The organism is Aurantimonas sp. E1-2-R+4 (assembly GCF_036549515.1).
Classification (GTDB): Bacteria; Pseudomonadota; Alphaproteobacteria; order Rhizobiales; family Rhizobiaceae; genus Aurantimonas; species Aurantimonas coralicida_A.
Map to the genome: position 1 here is coordinate 18463 of NZ_JAZHLK010000021.1, position 14579 is coordinate 33041.

Here is a 14579-nt window from a genome sequence, read left to right on the forward strand (position 1 = left end):
TGCTCGGTCGGCCGCGAAGAGAAAACAGAAGCTAAAGGCCCTTGGCCTCGCCGGCCGACAGGTTGCCGGACTGGCTGCGCAGGAGATCGAGCGCCTGCCGATCGGCGCGATCGCGATGCTCCTGGTGCAGGCGCCTGGTTTCGGCCTCGTCGCCGCTCAGAATCGCGGCGATGATCGCCCGGTGCTCGTCATCCGATTGCGTCGGGCGCGGGCGGAGCGGCATAATCGCCATACGGGCACGATATTGCTGATCCCAATATTGCCGAAGCGTCGCCTGCAGTCTGGCATTGCCGCAGAACGAGACGATCTCGGCATGAAAGATGTCGTCCAGCCGCGACCATTGCTCGATGTCGTCACGCTGCGTCGCGCGCTCCAACTGCCCCATGAGCGCGCGCAAGCGATCGGCTTCGGACTTTGACAGGCCGCGGCGGGCGGCCAATTGCGCGGCCTTGACCTCGAGGGTGGAAAAGACCTCGTAGATATCGGCCAGATCGTCGAGCGATTGGGCCTTCACGGTAATACCGTGGCGCGGCCGCACCGCGACGAGGCCCTCCTCCTCGAGCCGGATCAGCGCCTCACGGATCGGCGTGCGGCTGAGCGACAGAAGATTGGCCACCTCGGTCTCCAGCAGCGTGGTGCCGGGTGGCAGGCGGCCTTCGAGGATCCGGAACTTCAGTTCGTGATAGGCCCGCTCGCGCGCCGGCATCTTGCCGACGCCCTGGAGCGTCGGCCGTGGCCGCGAACCGCCAGGCGTGGTGACCGTGGCCGTCTTTCTGCGACCACTGTCGCTGGTGGTGTCCGGTTTGGTCAGTGCGAGCCTCCCTGCTTCCGACGCATCAACGTCCACGGTCCTCCGCTCACTCCTTTGAGCCCTTTGAGGTCCCGATGCCGTTCAATTCCGCCACAACGTCGGAGAGCATCGGCAGGTAATCATCGCCCCGACCGATAGCCTCGGCCGTCGCCAGACCGTTCTTCACGCTCGACGAGACATGCGAAGCGATGCCGCTCTCGTTGGCCATCGAGACGACGTAGCGCATGTCCTTATGGGCATTGCGCAAGGTGAACTTGTGGGCATCGCGGTCGCGCTCGACCACATACTGCATGAAGGTCCGGTAGAAGCCGCAATCCATCCGGCCGCCGCTAATGACGCCATGAAATGTCTTGGCGTCAATGCCATTCTTCGCCCCGATCGCCAGCGCTTCGGAATAAAGCGAGGCATAACCGAGCGAGAGAAAGTTGTTGAGCAGCTTCATCGTGTGGCCGGCGCCGGTCTCCCCGACGCGCACGACCTTGCCGGCCCAGCAGTCAAGGATGGGGCGCACGCGCTCGAAATCCTCGACCGAGGCGCCGACCATGGTGTCGAGCGTGCCTTCCCAGGCTTCCTTTGGCGTTCGCGACAGCGGCGCGTCGATCAGCGTCACGCCGGCTTCGCGGCAGCGCTCCGCCACGGCACGCGTGGAAACCGGATTGCTGGTGGAGCTGTCGATGATCGTCTTCGTCGCGCCCTTGGCGCCAAGAATCTCGCCAATGGTTGCCTCGACCTCGGGACTGCCCGGCAGGCACAGGAAGACGATGTCCGACTTTTCGGCAATGTCGGCGACGCTTGCCCCCTCCTCGGCTCCCCGCGATATAAGATCGTCGACCGGCTTGCGGTTGCGGTGGGCGAGAACCGTTAGGGGGTAGCCGCCTTCGAAGATATTCTTGGCCATGCCGTGGCCCATCAGGCCGACGCCGATGAAGCCGATGCGCGGACGATCCGTCATGGTGTGTTCCTCTTCCAGGGCAGGCCGGTCACTGGGCGCCTTGGCGGGCGGCCTCGTCGGTGATGTGGGCGCGAATGATCGTGGAGAAGTCGGTGTCGGCCACGAAACCGGCCTCGACGGCCCGGTCCGCCTTGAAGTCGCGCGGCCAGCCCGAGACGATCTTCTCGATGGTGGCGTCCGGCTCGCGCCGGATCCGGCCGGCCACCTCGTCGCCTGCCACCTCGCGCAACGCCGCGATCATCTCGCGGATGGTGATCGACAGTCCGGGCATCGTCAGCGAACGGCGATGCCCCAGGATTTCGGTGTCCATCGTAGCCGCATGGATGAGGAAGCCGACGGCCGCGGCCGGGCTCGCGACCCAATGGCGCACTTCGTCGTCGACCGGCAGGATGGCTTCGTGGCCGGCCAACGGTTCGCGGATGATGCCGGAGAAGAACCCCGATGCCGCCTTGTTCGGCTTGCCAGGACGCACCACGATCGTCGGCAGGCGGATGCCGACGCCGTCGACGAAACCCTTGCGGGTGTAGTCGGCCAGCAGCAACTCGCAAATCGCCTTCTGGGTGCCGTAGCTGGTCAGCGGCGCCTGCTGGAAGGTGTCGGAGATCTGATCCTCGAAGGGCGCGCCGAAGACGGCGATCGAGGAGGTGAAGACCAGACGGGGACGATAGGCGTCACCCTGCGCGCGGATCGCCTCCAGGAGATGATGCATCCCGTCGAGATTGATCCGGTAGCCTTTCTCGAAATCGGCCTCCGCCTCGCCCGATACGATCGCCGCCAGATGGAAGATCATTTCCGGCCGCTTGGCGACCAGCGCCGCGACCGTGGCGGAATCGGCGATGTCTCCCGCGCTCGATTCGATCGCTATGGTGCCGGACGCCTTGTCGAAGCTGGGCTCCACGACATCGAAGGCGTGGATCGCCTCGATCGGCTGGCCGGCGAAGTTGCCATCGGCGAGAAGCTTGTCGACGAGCCTCCGGCCGACCATGCCGCCGGCACCCAAAATCAGAATTCGCATTACTCAGTCTCCCTACGGACGGGTCAGAGCGACCAGCCGCCGTCGATCAGTTGGGTGGTGCCGGTGGTGAAGCGGCTTTCGTCCGAGGCGAGATAGACGGCGAGGTGAGCGATCTCCTCGGGGGTGCCGAGACGGCCCATTGGCTGGCGCTCGATGAACATCGTCTTGGCCTTCTCGGTGCCGCCGACGCTCTTGCCCAGATCCTCGATCCGGCCTTCCAGCGACGGCGATTCGATTGTGCCGGGGCAGATCGCGTTGCAGCGGATGCCGCTTTTGATGAAGTCGATCGCCACAGAGCGGGTGAGGCCGATCACCGCCGCCTTGGTCGCCATGTAGACGTAGCGGTTCGGCGCCGCTTTGATCGAGGACGCGGCCGAGGCCATGTTGATGATTGAGCCACCGCCGGCCTCGACCATGCGCGGCAACAGGCCTGAGATCGTGCGGTGCATCGCCTTGACGTTGAGGTCGAAGGAAAAGTCCCAGGCATCCTCGTCGCAATCGAGCACTGTGCCGTGATGGACGAAACCGGCGCAGTTGAACAGGATGTCCGGCGTGTCGACCCGCTTCAGATACGCGGCGACCGCATCGGAGTCGGTGACGTCCAGCGCCGCCGTATCGACGATGCCGAAGGACTTCAGCCCGTCCAGCTTCGCCGCGTCGCGGTCGGATGCGTAGACCTTGGCACCTGCCTCCAGAAACGCTTCGGCGACCTTGCGGCCAATTCCCTGTCCGGCGGCCGTACAGACGGCCACTTTGCCGTCGAGACGCTTCGTCATGCTCACTCCCTGCTCCTGTCCGCCTTCGGACGGTTAGTTCAATGATTGTCGCGTGGCACGCGAGCGCCGGTGCCGTCGACCCCGCCCTGGGCCAGGCGCCGATAGGAGACGGCCGGCTCGAGCACCATCCCGGTCTCCAACTGCGAGATCATGCCGCGCTGGATTTCCTGCCAGGGCGTCTGATGTGCCGGATAGGCATAGCCGCCGGCTTCGGCAAGAGCGGCGAAACGCGCCTGGAGCTCGTCGTCCGCAATGAGGATGTTGGCGCTGCCCTGTCCCATATCGATCCGCACGCGGTCACCGGTGACCAGCACCGCCAGTCCGCCGCCGGCCGCGGCCTCTGGCGAAGCGTTGAGGATCGAGGGGCTGCCGGACGTGCCCGACTGGCGCCCGTCGCCGACGCATGGCAGCGAATGGATGCCGCGCTTCAACAGATAGTCGGGCGCCCGCATGTTGACCACTTCGGCCCCGCCCGGATAGCCGATCGGACCGGCGCCACGCATGAACAAGATGCAATGTTCGTCGATGCCGAGCGCCGGGTCGTCGATCCGAGCGTGATAGTCCTCCGGGCCATCGAAGACCACCGCCCTACCCTCGAACGCCATCGGATCATCCGGGTTCGAAAGATAGCGGTCGCGGAATTCCGGCGAGATCACGGACAGCTTCATGATCGCCGAATCGAACAGATTGCCCTTGAGCACCCGGAAGCCGGCATGTTGCAGCAACGGCCGGTCGATCGGCCAGATGACATTCTCGTCCTCGATGACCGCGCCACGGCAATTGTCGCCGATCGTCCGGCCATTCACCGTCATCGCGTCCTCGGCGATCAGGCCCTTGCTCATCAACTGATTGACCACCGCGGGCACGCCCCCGGCATGGTAGTAGTCCTCGCCGAGATATTCGCCGGCCGGCTGAAGGTTGACCAGCAGCGGGATTTCCTCGCCATAGGTCTGCCAGTCGTCGATCGACAGTTCGACGCCGAGATGGCGCGCGAGGCCGTTCAAATGGATTGGCGCGTTGGTCGAGCCGCCAATGGCCGAGTTGACTCGGATTGCGTTGATGAAGGCGTCGCGCGTCATGATGTCGGTAGGTTTCAGATCCTCATGCACCATATCGACGATGCGCTTGCCGGTGAGATACGAAATCTCCTGCCGGTCGCGATAGGGCGCCGGGATCGCCGCCGAGCCCGGCAGTTGCATGCCGAGCACTTCGGCCAGCGAGTTCATCGTCGTCGCGGTACCCATGGTGTTGCAGTAGCCGGTGGAGGGCGCCGACGAGGCGACCAGCTTGACGAAACCGGCATAGTCGATCTCGCCGGCGGCCATCATCTCCCGCGCCTTCCAGACGATGGTGCCGGAACCGGTGCGCTCGCCGCGGAACCAGCCGTTGAGCATCGGACCGACCGACAGAGCGATCGCCGGAAGATTCACGGTCGCCGCCGCCATCAGGCAGGCGGGCGTGGTTTTGTCGCAGCCGATAGTGAGAACCACCCCGTCGAGCGGGTAGCCGTAGAGCACCTCGACCAGCCCGAGATAGGCCAGATTGCGGTCGAGCGCCGCGGTGGGACGCTTGCCGGTTTCCTGAATCGGATGAACCGGAAACTCGATGGCGATGCCGCCGGCCTCGCGAATGCCCTCGCGCACCCGCTTGGCGAGTTCGAGGTGATGCCGGTTGCAGGGGCTGAGATCCGAGCCGGTCTGGGCGATGCCGATGATCGGCTTGCCCGACTGCAGCTCTTCCTGGCTGAGGCCGAAATTAAGATAGCGTTCGAGATAAAGCGCCGTCATGTCCGGATTTGACGGATTGTCGAACCACGCGCGGGAGCGTAGCTGGCCGGCCTTGAGGTCGTTTGTCATCGGATCTCCGGATGCATCCCTGTCCGTAGCGGCCGTTTCTTCGCCGCCACGCGCCGCATAACGTATACATTAGTTCGCTCGGCATTCAAACTCTTATCCCGCCTTCCGGTGAGAGGCGAGAGCGAGCGGAACGGGCAACGGGAAAACCCGGTGTTCGGGTCAGTTACCGTTCGCGGCGATGAGATCGGTTACGGTCATCGGCGCCAGAGCCCGGCCGTGAGTGGCCGGCGCGGCAATACGATGAGACACCGCCACGGGCCTGGCGAAGCGCGGCTCCTCCGCGATGCGGATCAAACGCGGTTCCGCCTGCGCCGTCCGCGACGCCGGATTGCGAAACGGCGGATCGCCTATCCGGCGGGCATTTTTGCGCTTTTCGTAGAACACGTTGCCGCCCGCTTCGACCAGATAATGCATGTTGGTGTAGGGGAAGGTCATTCCGGCCGTGTGGAAGAACATCGCCTTGCTGACGCTTGGGTGACGTTCGCCCCTGAGCACGCGCGTGGCCATCTTGGCGGCGAGGTCGCGGCCCTTGTTCATCGGTTTGCTGAGAACGCCCGGCGCAAACTGGTTCTTCTGGCCGACGACCCCACAGACCGATTTCGGATAGAGGCCGCTCTGGAGCCGATTCATCACCACCGTGCCGACGGCCAGCATGCCGTCCGGGCTCGAGCGATTCGATTCGAAATACATCACCCGTGTCATGCATTCGTGCGCGGTCATCGGGCGCAGGCGCGGTCCGCTGGCGCAGGCTCCGAAAACAGTGAGCACCGCAAGAAGCATCGCGTTGCGGCGGAGAATCGTCGGTTTCGGCACAGCCATCGCAGGGTCTCGAGCGTCGGAACGTCTGTCACGTTCAAATGCGATCAGCCTGCGGAATAAGACTTAACGGGTGGTGCGCTCCCGCTCGACGAGCGCCGAAAAGGTCGAACACCGTTAAGGATCGACTAAAATTTTCAGGGAAACGGCCAGCCGGCCAAGCAGCGCCCGCGCGGCGCCGCGTAAACGCCAGCTTTCGCGCGTGGGCTCAGACGGCAGAATCCGCGCGGGCGTAAACGTCCGCGATGCGCACGATGTCGTCTTCGCCGGTGTAGCTGCCGACCTGAACCTCGATCAGCTTGAGGTCGATCTTGCCCGGATTGTGCAGACGGTGGACGCAGCCGATCGGCAGATAGGCCGCTTCGTTCTCGTGGAACAGCGAGACCGTGCCGTCGATCGTCACCTCGGCCGTGCCATGGACCACGACCCAATGTTCGGCGCGATGGTGGTGGCGCTGCAGGCTCAACAGCCCGCCGGGCTTGACGCAGATATGCTTGACCTGAAAGCGCTCGCCGATATCGATGCGCTGATACCAGCCCCATGGCCGGTAGATTCTCAGATGCTCGCTCGCCTCGCGCCGCCCGTCGCGCTTCATATCGGCGACCAGATCCTTGACGCGGCCGGCCTCGCTCTTGGCGGCGACCAAGACCGCGTCCTGCGTCGCCACGACGATCACGCCGTCGAGGCCGACCGCGGCCGTCAGCATGTCCTCGCTGCGGATAAAGCTGTTCGTCGTGTCGAGCACGGCGACAGGGCCTTCGAGACGATTGCCGTTGTCGTCCTTGGCCTTGAGATCGTGGATCGCGTCCCAGGCGCCGATGTCCGACCAGTCGAACGATGCCGCGAGCACCCCCGCCCGCTCGGTCTTCTCCATCAACGCATGATCGATCGAAATTCTCGGTGCGTTGGCAAATTCATTCGCATCGAGGCGAAGGAAATCGAGATCGCGTACCGCCCTTGCGACGGCTTTGCGCGCGGCGCTCAGAACCTCGGGGCAATGACGCTCCATCTCCTCCAGGATCGTGCCGATGGAAAAGATGAAATTGCCGCTGTTCCACAGATAGCCTTCGGCAACGTAGCGCTCCGCCACTTCGCGCACCGGCTTTTCCACGAATCTTGCAAGACCGTGCGCCCGCTCGCCGAGAATGTCGTCCGACCGCTCGATGTAGCCATAGGCGGTGGACGGGCAATCGGGCTCGATGCCGATGGTCATGATCGGCCCGCCGGCGGCGACCGTTGCGGCCAGCAGGCAGTCGTTTACGAAAGCGTCGGCGTTCTCGATGGCGTGATCGGCGGCGACGACAATGCAGATGCTGTCAGGTGCGCGATCGGCCGCGAGCACCGCTCCGACGGCCACGGCCGCGGCGGAATCGCGGCGTTCCGGCTCCAGGACGATATCCCCCGTTATTCCAAGGGTCGCCATCTGCTCGGCCACGATGAACCGGAATTCGTGGTTGGTGACGACGATCGGTTCGCCGAATGCCTCGTCCTTGAAGCGCAGAAGCGTGGCCTGGAAGGTCGACATTCCTTCATCGAGCAGTGCGATGAACTGCTTCGGCATGGAATCGCGCGATACCGGCCAGAGGCGTGTGCCCGCCCCGCCGGCCATGATGATCGGAACCAGAGGATGATCCTGCACGCCGCCAACGCCTCCCAAAGCTCGCCCCATCGCCTATCGGCCTTGCGTAGCCGATCGATCTGTCGCTGTCCATTTGCGCGGCACCACAAGCCCGATCGCCGGCCAGCTCCGCGGCTTCAAGAAGACGAACTCGCTTGCGCGCCAACTTCTGCCGGTTGAAACCATGACAATCTGGCGCACGTTACGAGCTGACTGTCTAAGAAAAATGAAACCGATGGGCGATAATGTCGGTATCAACCCTTCGCTATCAGGGACCACCGCGTGAGTACGAATTGTTCCAAGCAGACCGGGAGGACGAAGCCATGACACCTTCAAGTCCCGTCTTCCTGCTCATGGGGGTATCCGGGGCAGGGAAAAGCACGGTCGGACAAGCGCTCGCCCATCGTCTCAATGGCATCTTTCTCGATGCCAATGACTTTCATCTCGCCAAGCATATCAACGGCATGTCCTGCGGTATCCCGATCAACGATTTCATCCGGAAGGGCTGGCTGCGGCGCGTCTGCGGCGCCGTGGAGCGAACCCGCCTGGAGCAGCAACGGCCGGTCTTCCTGGCCTGCTCCGCGCTCAGGAAGAGCAATCGGGACTTCCTGCGCCGGGAGATCGATGCGCTATGCGTCATTCACCTGGCCGGCGCGCGCGGCCTGATCCATGACCGCATGCTGGCGCGCCGCGACCATTTCGCGCCCGCCGCATTGCTCGATAGTCAACTCCTCGATCTGGAAGCACCGATCCCGCTCGAGGAGGACGCTCATGTGATCGACGTTTCTCCGAGCCTCGATGACGTCGTTGCCGAGGTCCTCACGCTTGTGGAGACTGTTATGCAACGGACAGGTCGGAATCCGGGCGCCGTCCCCGCCTGAGTGCGCGACCCCGCCTTCTCGCCCCCGCCGGATGACGCGCGGGTCCTGTTCCGGCAATCAGGGTCGCGCTCCCGCCTCTACATCGTCGCGCCGATCTGCCAGGGCACGAACTCGTAATCCCCCAGCCCCTGCGCCTCGGATTTCGACGTCTCGCCGGAGGCGACCCGCAGCAGCATGTCGTAGATCTCGCGGCCGAGTTCCTCGATCGAGCGGCCTTCCGAGACGATCCGGCCAGCATCGACGTCCATGTCCTCGGTCATCCGCCGGTACATCTCGGTGTTGGTCGCGATCTTGATCGAGGGTGACGGCTTGAAGCCTGCCGCCGAGCCGCGGCCCGTCGTGAAGGCGACGAGGTTGCAGCCCGATGCGATCTGTCCGGTGACCGAGGCGGGATCGTAACCGGGCGAGTCCATGAACACGAAACCGCGCTCGCGGATCGGCTCGCCGTATTTGTAGACGCCCATCAGCGGCGTGGTCCCGCCCTTGGCGGCGGCGCCGAGCGACTTTTCCAGGATCGTGGTCAGGCCGCCCTTCTTGTTGCCGGGGCTGGGATTGTTGTCCATCGAGCCCTTGTTGCGGGCGGTATAGTCCTCCCACCACTCGATCAGCTTGACGAGTTTCTCACCGGTCTTCACGTCCTTCGCCCGGCGCGTCAAAAGGTGCTCGGCCCCGTAGATCTCCGGGGTTTCGGCGAGAACGCCGGTTCCGCCCTGCGCGACGAGGAGATCGCACGCATAGCCGAGCGCCGGGTTCGCCGTGATCCCCGACCAGGCGTCCGAACCGCCGCATTGCAACGCGACGGTCAACTCGGAGGCCGGGCACGGCTCGCGGCGAGCCTGATCGGCGATTGGTAGCATCGCCCGAACCTTCTCGACGCCCATTTCGATGGTGCGCCGTAGGCCGGCGACATCCTGGATGTTCATCGCCTGAAACATCGGTCCCTTTTCGATACCGTAGGCCTCAAGCAGCCAGTCGATCTGGTTGACCTCGCAGCCGAGTCCCACCATCAGGACGCCGGCCACATTGGGATGGCGGGCATAGCCCCACATCACCCGCTGCAGCGCGTCGAAACCTTCGCCATCGCCGCCCATGCCACAACCGGTGCCGTGTACGAACGCCGTGACCCCGTCGACATTCGGATAGGCGGCGAGTTCCTCCTGCCCGAACGCTTCGGCGATCTTGCGGGCCGCCGTCGCCGAGCAATTGACCGACGTCAGAATCGCGATGGTGTTGCGCGTGCCGACCCGCCCGTCGGCGCGGCGATAGCCCATGAAGCTGTCGCGTTTGTCCGACGCAACCGGGGCAACGGGGCGCAGATCGGTCGAAAATTCGTAGTCATGCGCAGTGCCGCGGAATTCGACATTCTGGGTGTGGACGTGAGCGCCCGCCGCGATCGGCTCGCCGGCGTAGCCGATCACCTGCGCATACTTTATGATCGGCTCGCCCTTGGGGATCGCCCGCGTGGCGATCTTGTGGCCGCGCGGGATCATCGTCAGCGTCCGGACGTCTTCCACCTCCGCGCCGGCTTCGAGCGCCCGCAGCGCCGTCACCACATTGTCGGAGGAGTCGAGGCGAACCGTATTGGTCGACATTGTCTGGTTGTCCCTGGAACCGAGGCCGCCGAAACACATGAGCATGACGGCGCCGTCGCGGTGGAAATTCGTCGATGGCGGCAAAGCGCGCGGCGCATTCATCCTAACGCAAAGAATGTTGCTCCGGCCATTGCACTAGAAGGCGCAGTGAATATGATGCCGCCGGGAGTCAGCGTATACATTAGGGAGGAATAATATGAAATATCTAAAGCAGTGCCTGGCCATGTCGGCGGCAATGGGCGTCGCTCTATCCGCGCAGGCGGCAGCGGCCGAGACCGTCCTCAAATTCGCGCATGTCTATGAAGAGAGCGAGCCTTATCACACTTGCGCCGTGGCCGCGTCGGACAAGCTGAAGGCCGCGACCGAAGACCGGTATTCGATCGAAGTGTTCCCGGCCTCCTCGCTCGGCAAGGAAGTCGACATCAACGAAGGCCTTGGGCTCGGAACGGTGGACATCATCTACACGGGCCAGCTCTTTGCCGGACGCGCCTACGGGCCGATCGCCATCGGCGGCGCACCGTTCATGTTCCGCGATTACGATCACTGGGACAAATACCGCAATTCCGACCTGTTCAAGGAACTCGCCGAGGGCTATCGAGAGGCGAGCGGCAATCATGTCGTCGCGACGACCTATTACGGCCAGCGGCACGTCACGTCGAACAAGCCGATCCTGAAGCCGGAAGACATGGCCGGCATGAAGATCCGCGTGCCGAACGCCCCGCTCTACATGATGTTTCCCAAGGCCGTCGGCGCCAACCCGACGCCGATCGCCTTCGCCGAGGTCTATCTCGCTCTGCAGCAGGGCACGGTCGACGGGCAGGAAAATCCGCTGCCGACCATCCAGGCGAAGAAGTTCTACGAGGTCCAGTCGAACATCAACCTGACCGGACACATCAACGACGCGCTGTTGACCATCGTCGGTGGCCCGACCTGGGACCAAATGGACGAGGCCGACCAGACCGCCCTCACCCAGGTTCTGACGGAAACCGCCGACTGCGCCACCGCGCAGGTGCGCGAGAAAGAAGCCGAGCTCGCGGCATGGTTCGAGGAGCAGGGTGTGACGGTCAACAAGGTCGACATCACGCCGTTCCGCGAAGCCACGATGAAGCTTCACAATGGCGAGGACGCCACCTGGGACCAGGAGACCTACGACAAGCTCCAGGCGATCAAGTAAGCCCTGACACTCAGGCAGCTATGTCGGGCGGCCCCGTTGCCGCCCGGCCTTTGTGCGATTCCCGGAGACCGTCATGGCATCCATGCCCACAGACAATGATCCGAGCCCGGCAATCCGGGCCGAAGCGCCGAGCCCGCTCACCGATCAGCCGATCGACCTGTCGGACATTCGCTGGAGCGACGGGCTGATCCTGTTCGTCTTCTGGCTGCTGGCCTTCGTCGTTTTTCTGCAGTTCTTCACGCGCTACGTGCTCAACGACTCCCTCGGCTGGACCGAAGAGATCGCCCGGTTCCTGCTGATCGCCGTGACCTTCATCGGCTCGGTCATGGCCGCGCGCAAGCAGAGCCATATCGCCGTCGAACTGATCTACCGCTACATGGCCCGACCGATCCGCTTCGCGTTGCAGATCTTCGTCGATTGCGTCAGCCTCGCCTTCTATGTGGCGATGGCCTGGTTCTGCACGCAGCTCGCCCAGAAAACCCAGCAGATGATGGTATCGATCGACGTGCCGAAATCGCTGGTCTATTGGGGTGTTTCCATCTGCTTCGGCTTCATGGCGATCTACGCGCTCGTGGCGCTGGTCGGTCATCTCAGAACCGGCACCAGCCGGCTGATCGATCCGGAGCGTTTCGCGCCGACGACAGCGGGTCTTTGAAGCCGGTGAACAAACCGCTTTCTCCTTTCATCCTCCCAGCGATCGCAGCCGGCACCTGCCGGCGATTTGGGGTCGCGCATCCTCGAACCGGTCCGTCCCGATGCTGCTGATCTCCCTCTTCGTCCTTGTGCTGGTCCTGATCATGGTGGGCGTGCCGGTGGCGATCGCGCTCGCCGGCTCCTCGGCGATGTTCATCCTGATCGAGGGACGCGTGCCCGACGTGGTGGTCATCCACCGCATGATCAACGGCGTCGATTCCTTTCCGCTGCTCGCCATCCCCTTCTTCATCTTGGCCGGCAATCTGATGAACACCTCCGGCATCACCGAGCGGATCTTCGATTTCGCCAAGGCCATCTTCGGCTGGATGCGCGGCGGCCTCGGCCACGTCAATGTCGGCGCCTCGGTGATCTTCGCGGGCATGTCGGGCGCGGCAGTCGCCGACGCCGGCGGCCTCGGCGCCATCGAGATCAAGGCAATGCGCGACGCCAATTACGATCCCGGCTTTGCCGTCGGCATTACCGCCGCCTCCTCGACGATCGGGCCGATCATCCCGCCGTCGCTGCCGATGGTCATCTACGGCGTCGTCGCCGGCGCCTCGATCGGCCAGCTCTTCGCCGCCGGTTTCGTGCCCGGCCTGCTGATGGCCGTGTCGCTGATGGTGATGATCGCGCTCTATGCGCGCTGGCGGAAATATCCGATCGACCAAGCCTTCAGTTTCACGGTCCTCTGGTCCACCTTCAAACGCGCCTTCCTGTCGCTACTGACCCCGCTGATCATCGTCGGCGGCATCCTGTCGGGCGCCTTCACGCCGACCGAGGCGGCGATCGCCGCCTGTGCCTGGGCGATGATCCTCGGCCTGTTTGTCTACCGGACGCTGACGCTGAAACGCTTCCTGCGGGTCTCCTTCGACACGATCGAGACGACGTCGGTGGTGCTGTTCATTGTCGCCGCCGCGTCGATCTTCGCCTGGATTCTCACCTCGAACCGGGCGCCGGAGCAGTTTGCCGCGTTGATCCTGACGATCTCCGACAATCCGTGGATCGTGCTGCTGCTGATCAACCTGATCCTGCTTGTCGTCGGCTGTTTCCTGGAGACGGTGGCGGCGATCACTATCCTGACGCCGGTGCTCTTGCCGATCGCCATCAAGATGGGCATCGACCCAGTGCATTTCGGCGTAATCATGGTGCTCAATCTGATGATCGGGCTGCTGACGCCGCCGATCGGCATGGTTCTCTATGTGCTGTCACGGGTTTCCGGCGTTCCGTTCGAGCGTTGCGTGACCGCGACCGCACCCTTTCTCATACCGCTGTTCGCCGTCTTGCTTCTGATCACTTTCGTGCCGGCGCTGACCATGTGGCTGCCGACGCTGATCTATCGCTGACGATCTGTAGCGCTGGCCGTTCGCACCGCCAGACGGCGCGGACGGTATCGATGAAGGCCTGGGCGATGTCGCTGGTGCGCCGGTTCTTCGGTGAGAGCAGTTCGAAGGCGCAAACATAACCGATCTCGGCCGGGCGGACGGGACGCAGTTCGCCGGCCTCGACCTCCTGGCGGACATAGTGATCCGGCAACAGGCCGATGAAGCGGCCGGAGCGGATCAGGATCAGCTGCGGCTCGATCTGATACACTGTCGCCTCGACTCGCCAGTCGATCTGCCGCAATGAGTCCTCGTCACGCCAATAGCCCCGATGCACGAACGGCAGAGCGGCGAGCCGCGCGTCAGTCAGTTCGGCGTCCGGCGTGCCGAAATCGGGATGGCTTCGGCCGCAATAGAGGCTGTGCCGCTCCTCGTAGAGGCGATCGTACTCGATCCCCTCGAGGCGGCTGCGATAACTACCGATGGCGCAATGGTAGAGTCCGTCGGCCACCTTCTGCTGCATGTCCTGCGGCCGCTCCTGGACCAGAACGAGTTTCACCTGCGGCGCCACGCGGCCGAATTCGGCGACCACGTCGGCGAGGCGGTTGGCCGGGTCGCTGGCGATGGCGTCGAGGATGCCGATGCGCAGTTCGCCCTTCAGCTCGCCCCGCACCGAGGCAACGTCGGCGGTGAAATCCTGTAGGGCCTTTTCGAGCAGTCGCGCGGACTCATAGGCGGCGCGCCCCTTTTCCGTTAGTCGAAAGCCGCCACGGCCGCGTTGGCAGAGCGTGAAGCCGAGCCGTTGCTCGAGCGCCGTCATGTGGTTGCTGATGGTCGACTGGCTGATGTTCAGCTCGGTCTCTGCCGCCGCGAAACCGCCATTGCGGACGACCGCGTCGAAGACCTTGAGCAATCGCAGGTCACTCCCAGAAACACGCATACCCACCCGTCTCACATTGATTTTTACCAATGTCAGGATTGATAGTGCGTTATGTCATGGCACGCCCAGCCCCCTTCAAATGTCCGGGGAGAAGGCGAAGGGCCATAGTGAGCAAACTATGGGCAACCGGGGGAGG

Annotated in this window: 13 protein-coding genes; 4 read left to right on the plus strand and 9 right to left on the minus strand. The window is 63.8% G+C overall.

The features are described 5' to 3' along the window. Positions 1 to 31: 31 nt before the first annotated feature. From VQ045_RS11255 to VQ045_RS11285, 7 genes are all read right to left on the minus strand, one after another. A complete protein-coding gene (locus VQ045_RS11255) occupies positions 32 to 847 on the minus strand; it encodes a GntR family transcriptional regulator (RefSeq protein ID WP_331830175.1) in 816 nt (271 codons plus the stop codon). Between the two features lie 10 nt (positions 848 to 857). After that, positions 858 to 1763 carry an NAD(P)-dependent oxidoreductase gene (locus tag VQ045_RS11260; RefSeq protein ID WP_331830176.1) on the minus strand — a complete coding sequence of 302 codons (906 nt, stop codon included), beginning with the start codon at positions 1761 to 1763 and terminating at the stop codon, positions 858 to 860. A gap of 28 nt (positions 1764 to 1791) precedes the next feature. Further along, positions 1792 to 2778, minus strand: a complete 987-nt coding sequence (denD, locus tag VQ045_RS11265; protein ID WP_331830177.1) for a D-erythronate dehydrogenase — start codon at positions 2776 to 2778, stop codon at positions 1792 to 1794. A gap of 23 nt (positions 2779 to 2801) precedes the next feature. After that, a complete protein-coding gene (locus VQ045_RS11270; protein WP_327646829.1) occupies positions 2802 to 3554 on the minus strand; it encodes an SDR family oxidoreductase in 753 nt (250 codons plus the stop codon). A gap of 38 nt (positions 3555 to 3592) precedes the next feature. After that, positions 3593 to 5410 (minus strand): IlvD/Edd family dehydratase, encoded by a 1818-nt coding sequence (locus tag VQ045_RS11275; protein ID WP_327646828.1) that lies wholly within the window; start codon positions 5408 to 5410, stop codon positions 3593 to 3595. A gap of 159 nt (positions 5411 to 5569) precedes the next feature. Continuing rightward, positions 5570 to 6229 carry a cell wall hydrolase gene (locus tag VQ045_RS22000; RefSeq protein WP_442879853.1) on the minus strand — a complete coding sequence of 220 codons (660 nt, stop codon included), beginning with the start codon at positions 6227 to 6229 and terminating at the stop codon, positions 5570 to 5572. Positions 6230 to 6434: 205 nt separating this feature from the next. Continuing rightward, entirely contained in the window at positions 6435 to 7865 is a 1431-nt protein-coding gene (locus tag VQ045_RS11285) for a mannose-1-phosphate guanylyltransferase/mannose-6-phosphate isomerase (RefSeq protein WP_331830178.1), read from the minus strand. Positions 7866 to 8167: 302 nt separating this feature from the next. Here VQ045_RS11285 and VQ045_RS11290 point away from each other — a divergent pair, with 302 nt between their 5' ends. After that, entirely contained in the window at positions 8168 to 8725 is a 558-nt protein-coding gene (locus tag VQ045_RS11290; protein WP_331830179.1) for a gluconokinase, read from the plus strand. A gap of 77 nt (positions 8726 to 8802) precedes the next feature. Here VQ045_RS11290 and VQ045_RS11295 read toward each other — a convergent pair whose 3' ends face one another. Beyond that, the gene (locus VQ045_RS11295; protein ID WP_327624444.1) at positions 8803 to 10317 is read right to left on the minus strand and encodes a UxaA family hydrolase; all 1515 of its coding nucleotides are present in this window, start codon (positions 10315 to 10317) and stop codon (positions 8803 to 8805) included. Between the two features lie 196 nt (positions 10318 to 10513). Here VQ045_RS11295 and VQ045_RS11300 point away from each other — a divergent pair, with 196 nt between their 5' ends. From VQ045_RS11300 to VQ045_RS11310, 3 genes are all read left to right on the plus strand, one after another. Beyond that, on the plus strand, positions 10514 to 11491 hold the full coding sequence (locus tag VQ045_RS11300) for a sialic acid TRAP transporter substrate-binding protein SiaP (RefSeq protein ID WP_327624445.1): 978 nt from the start codon (positions 10514 to 10516) through the stop codon (positions 11489 to 11491). A gap of 73 nt (positions 11492 to 11564) precedes the next feature. Then, a complete protein-coding gene (locus VQ045_RS11305; protein WP_331830180.1) occupies positions 11565 to 12146 on the plus strand; it encodes a TRAP transporter small permease in 582 nt (193 codons plus the stop codon). Between the two features lie 100 nt (positions 12147 to 12246). Then, positions 12247 to 13527 carry a TRAP transporter large permease gene (locus VQ045_RS11310; protein WP_327624448.1) on the plus strand — a complete coding sequence of 427 codons (1281 nt, stop codon included), beginning with the start codon at positions 12247 to 12249 and terminating at the stop codon, positions 13525 to 13527. Here VQ045_RS11310 and VQ045_RS11315 read toward each other — a convergent pair. Continuing rightward, on the minus strand, positions 13475 to 14416 hold the full coding sequence (locus VQ045_RS11315) for a LysR family transcriptional regulator (RefSeq protein WP_331830181.1): 942 nt from the start codon (positions 14414 to 14416) through the stop codon (positions 13475 to 13477). The genes VQ045_RS11310 and VQ045_RS11315 overlap by 53 nt on opposite strands. Between the last annotated feature and the right edge of the window lie 163 nt (positions 14417 to 14579).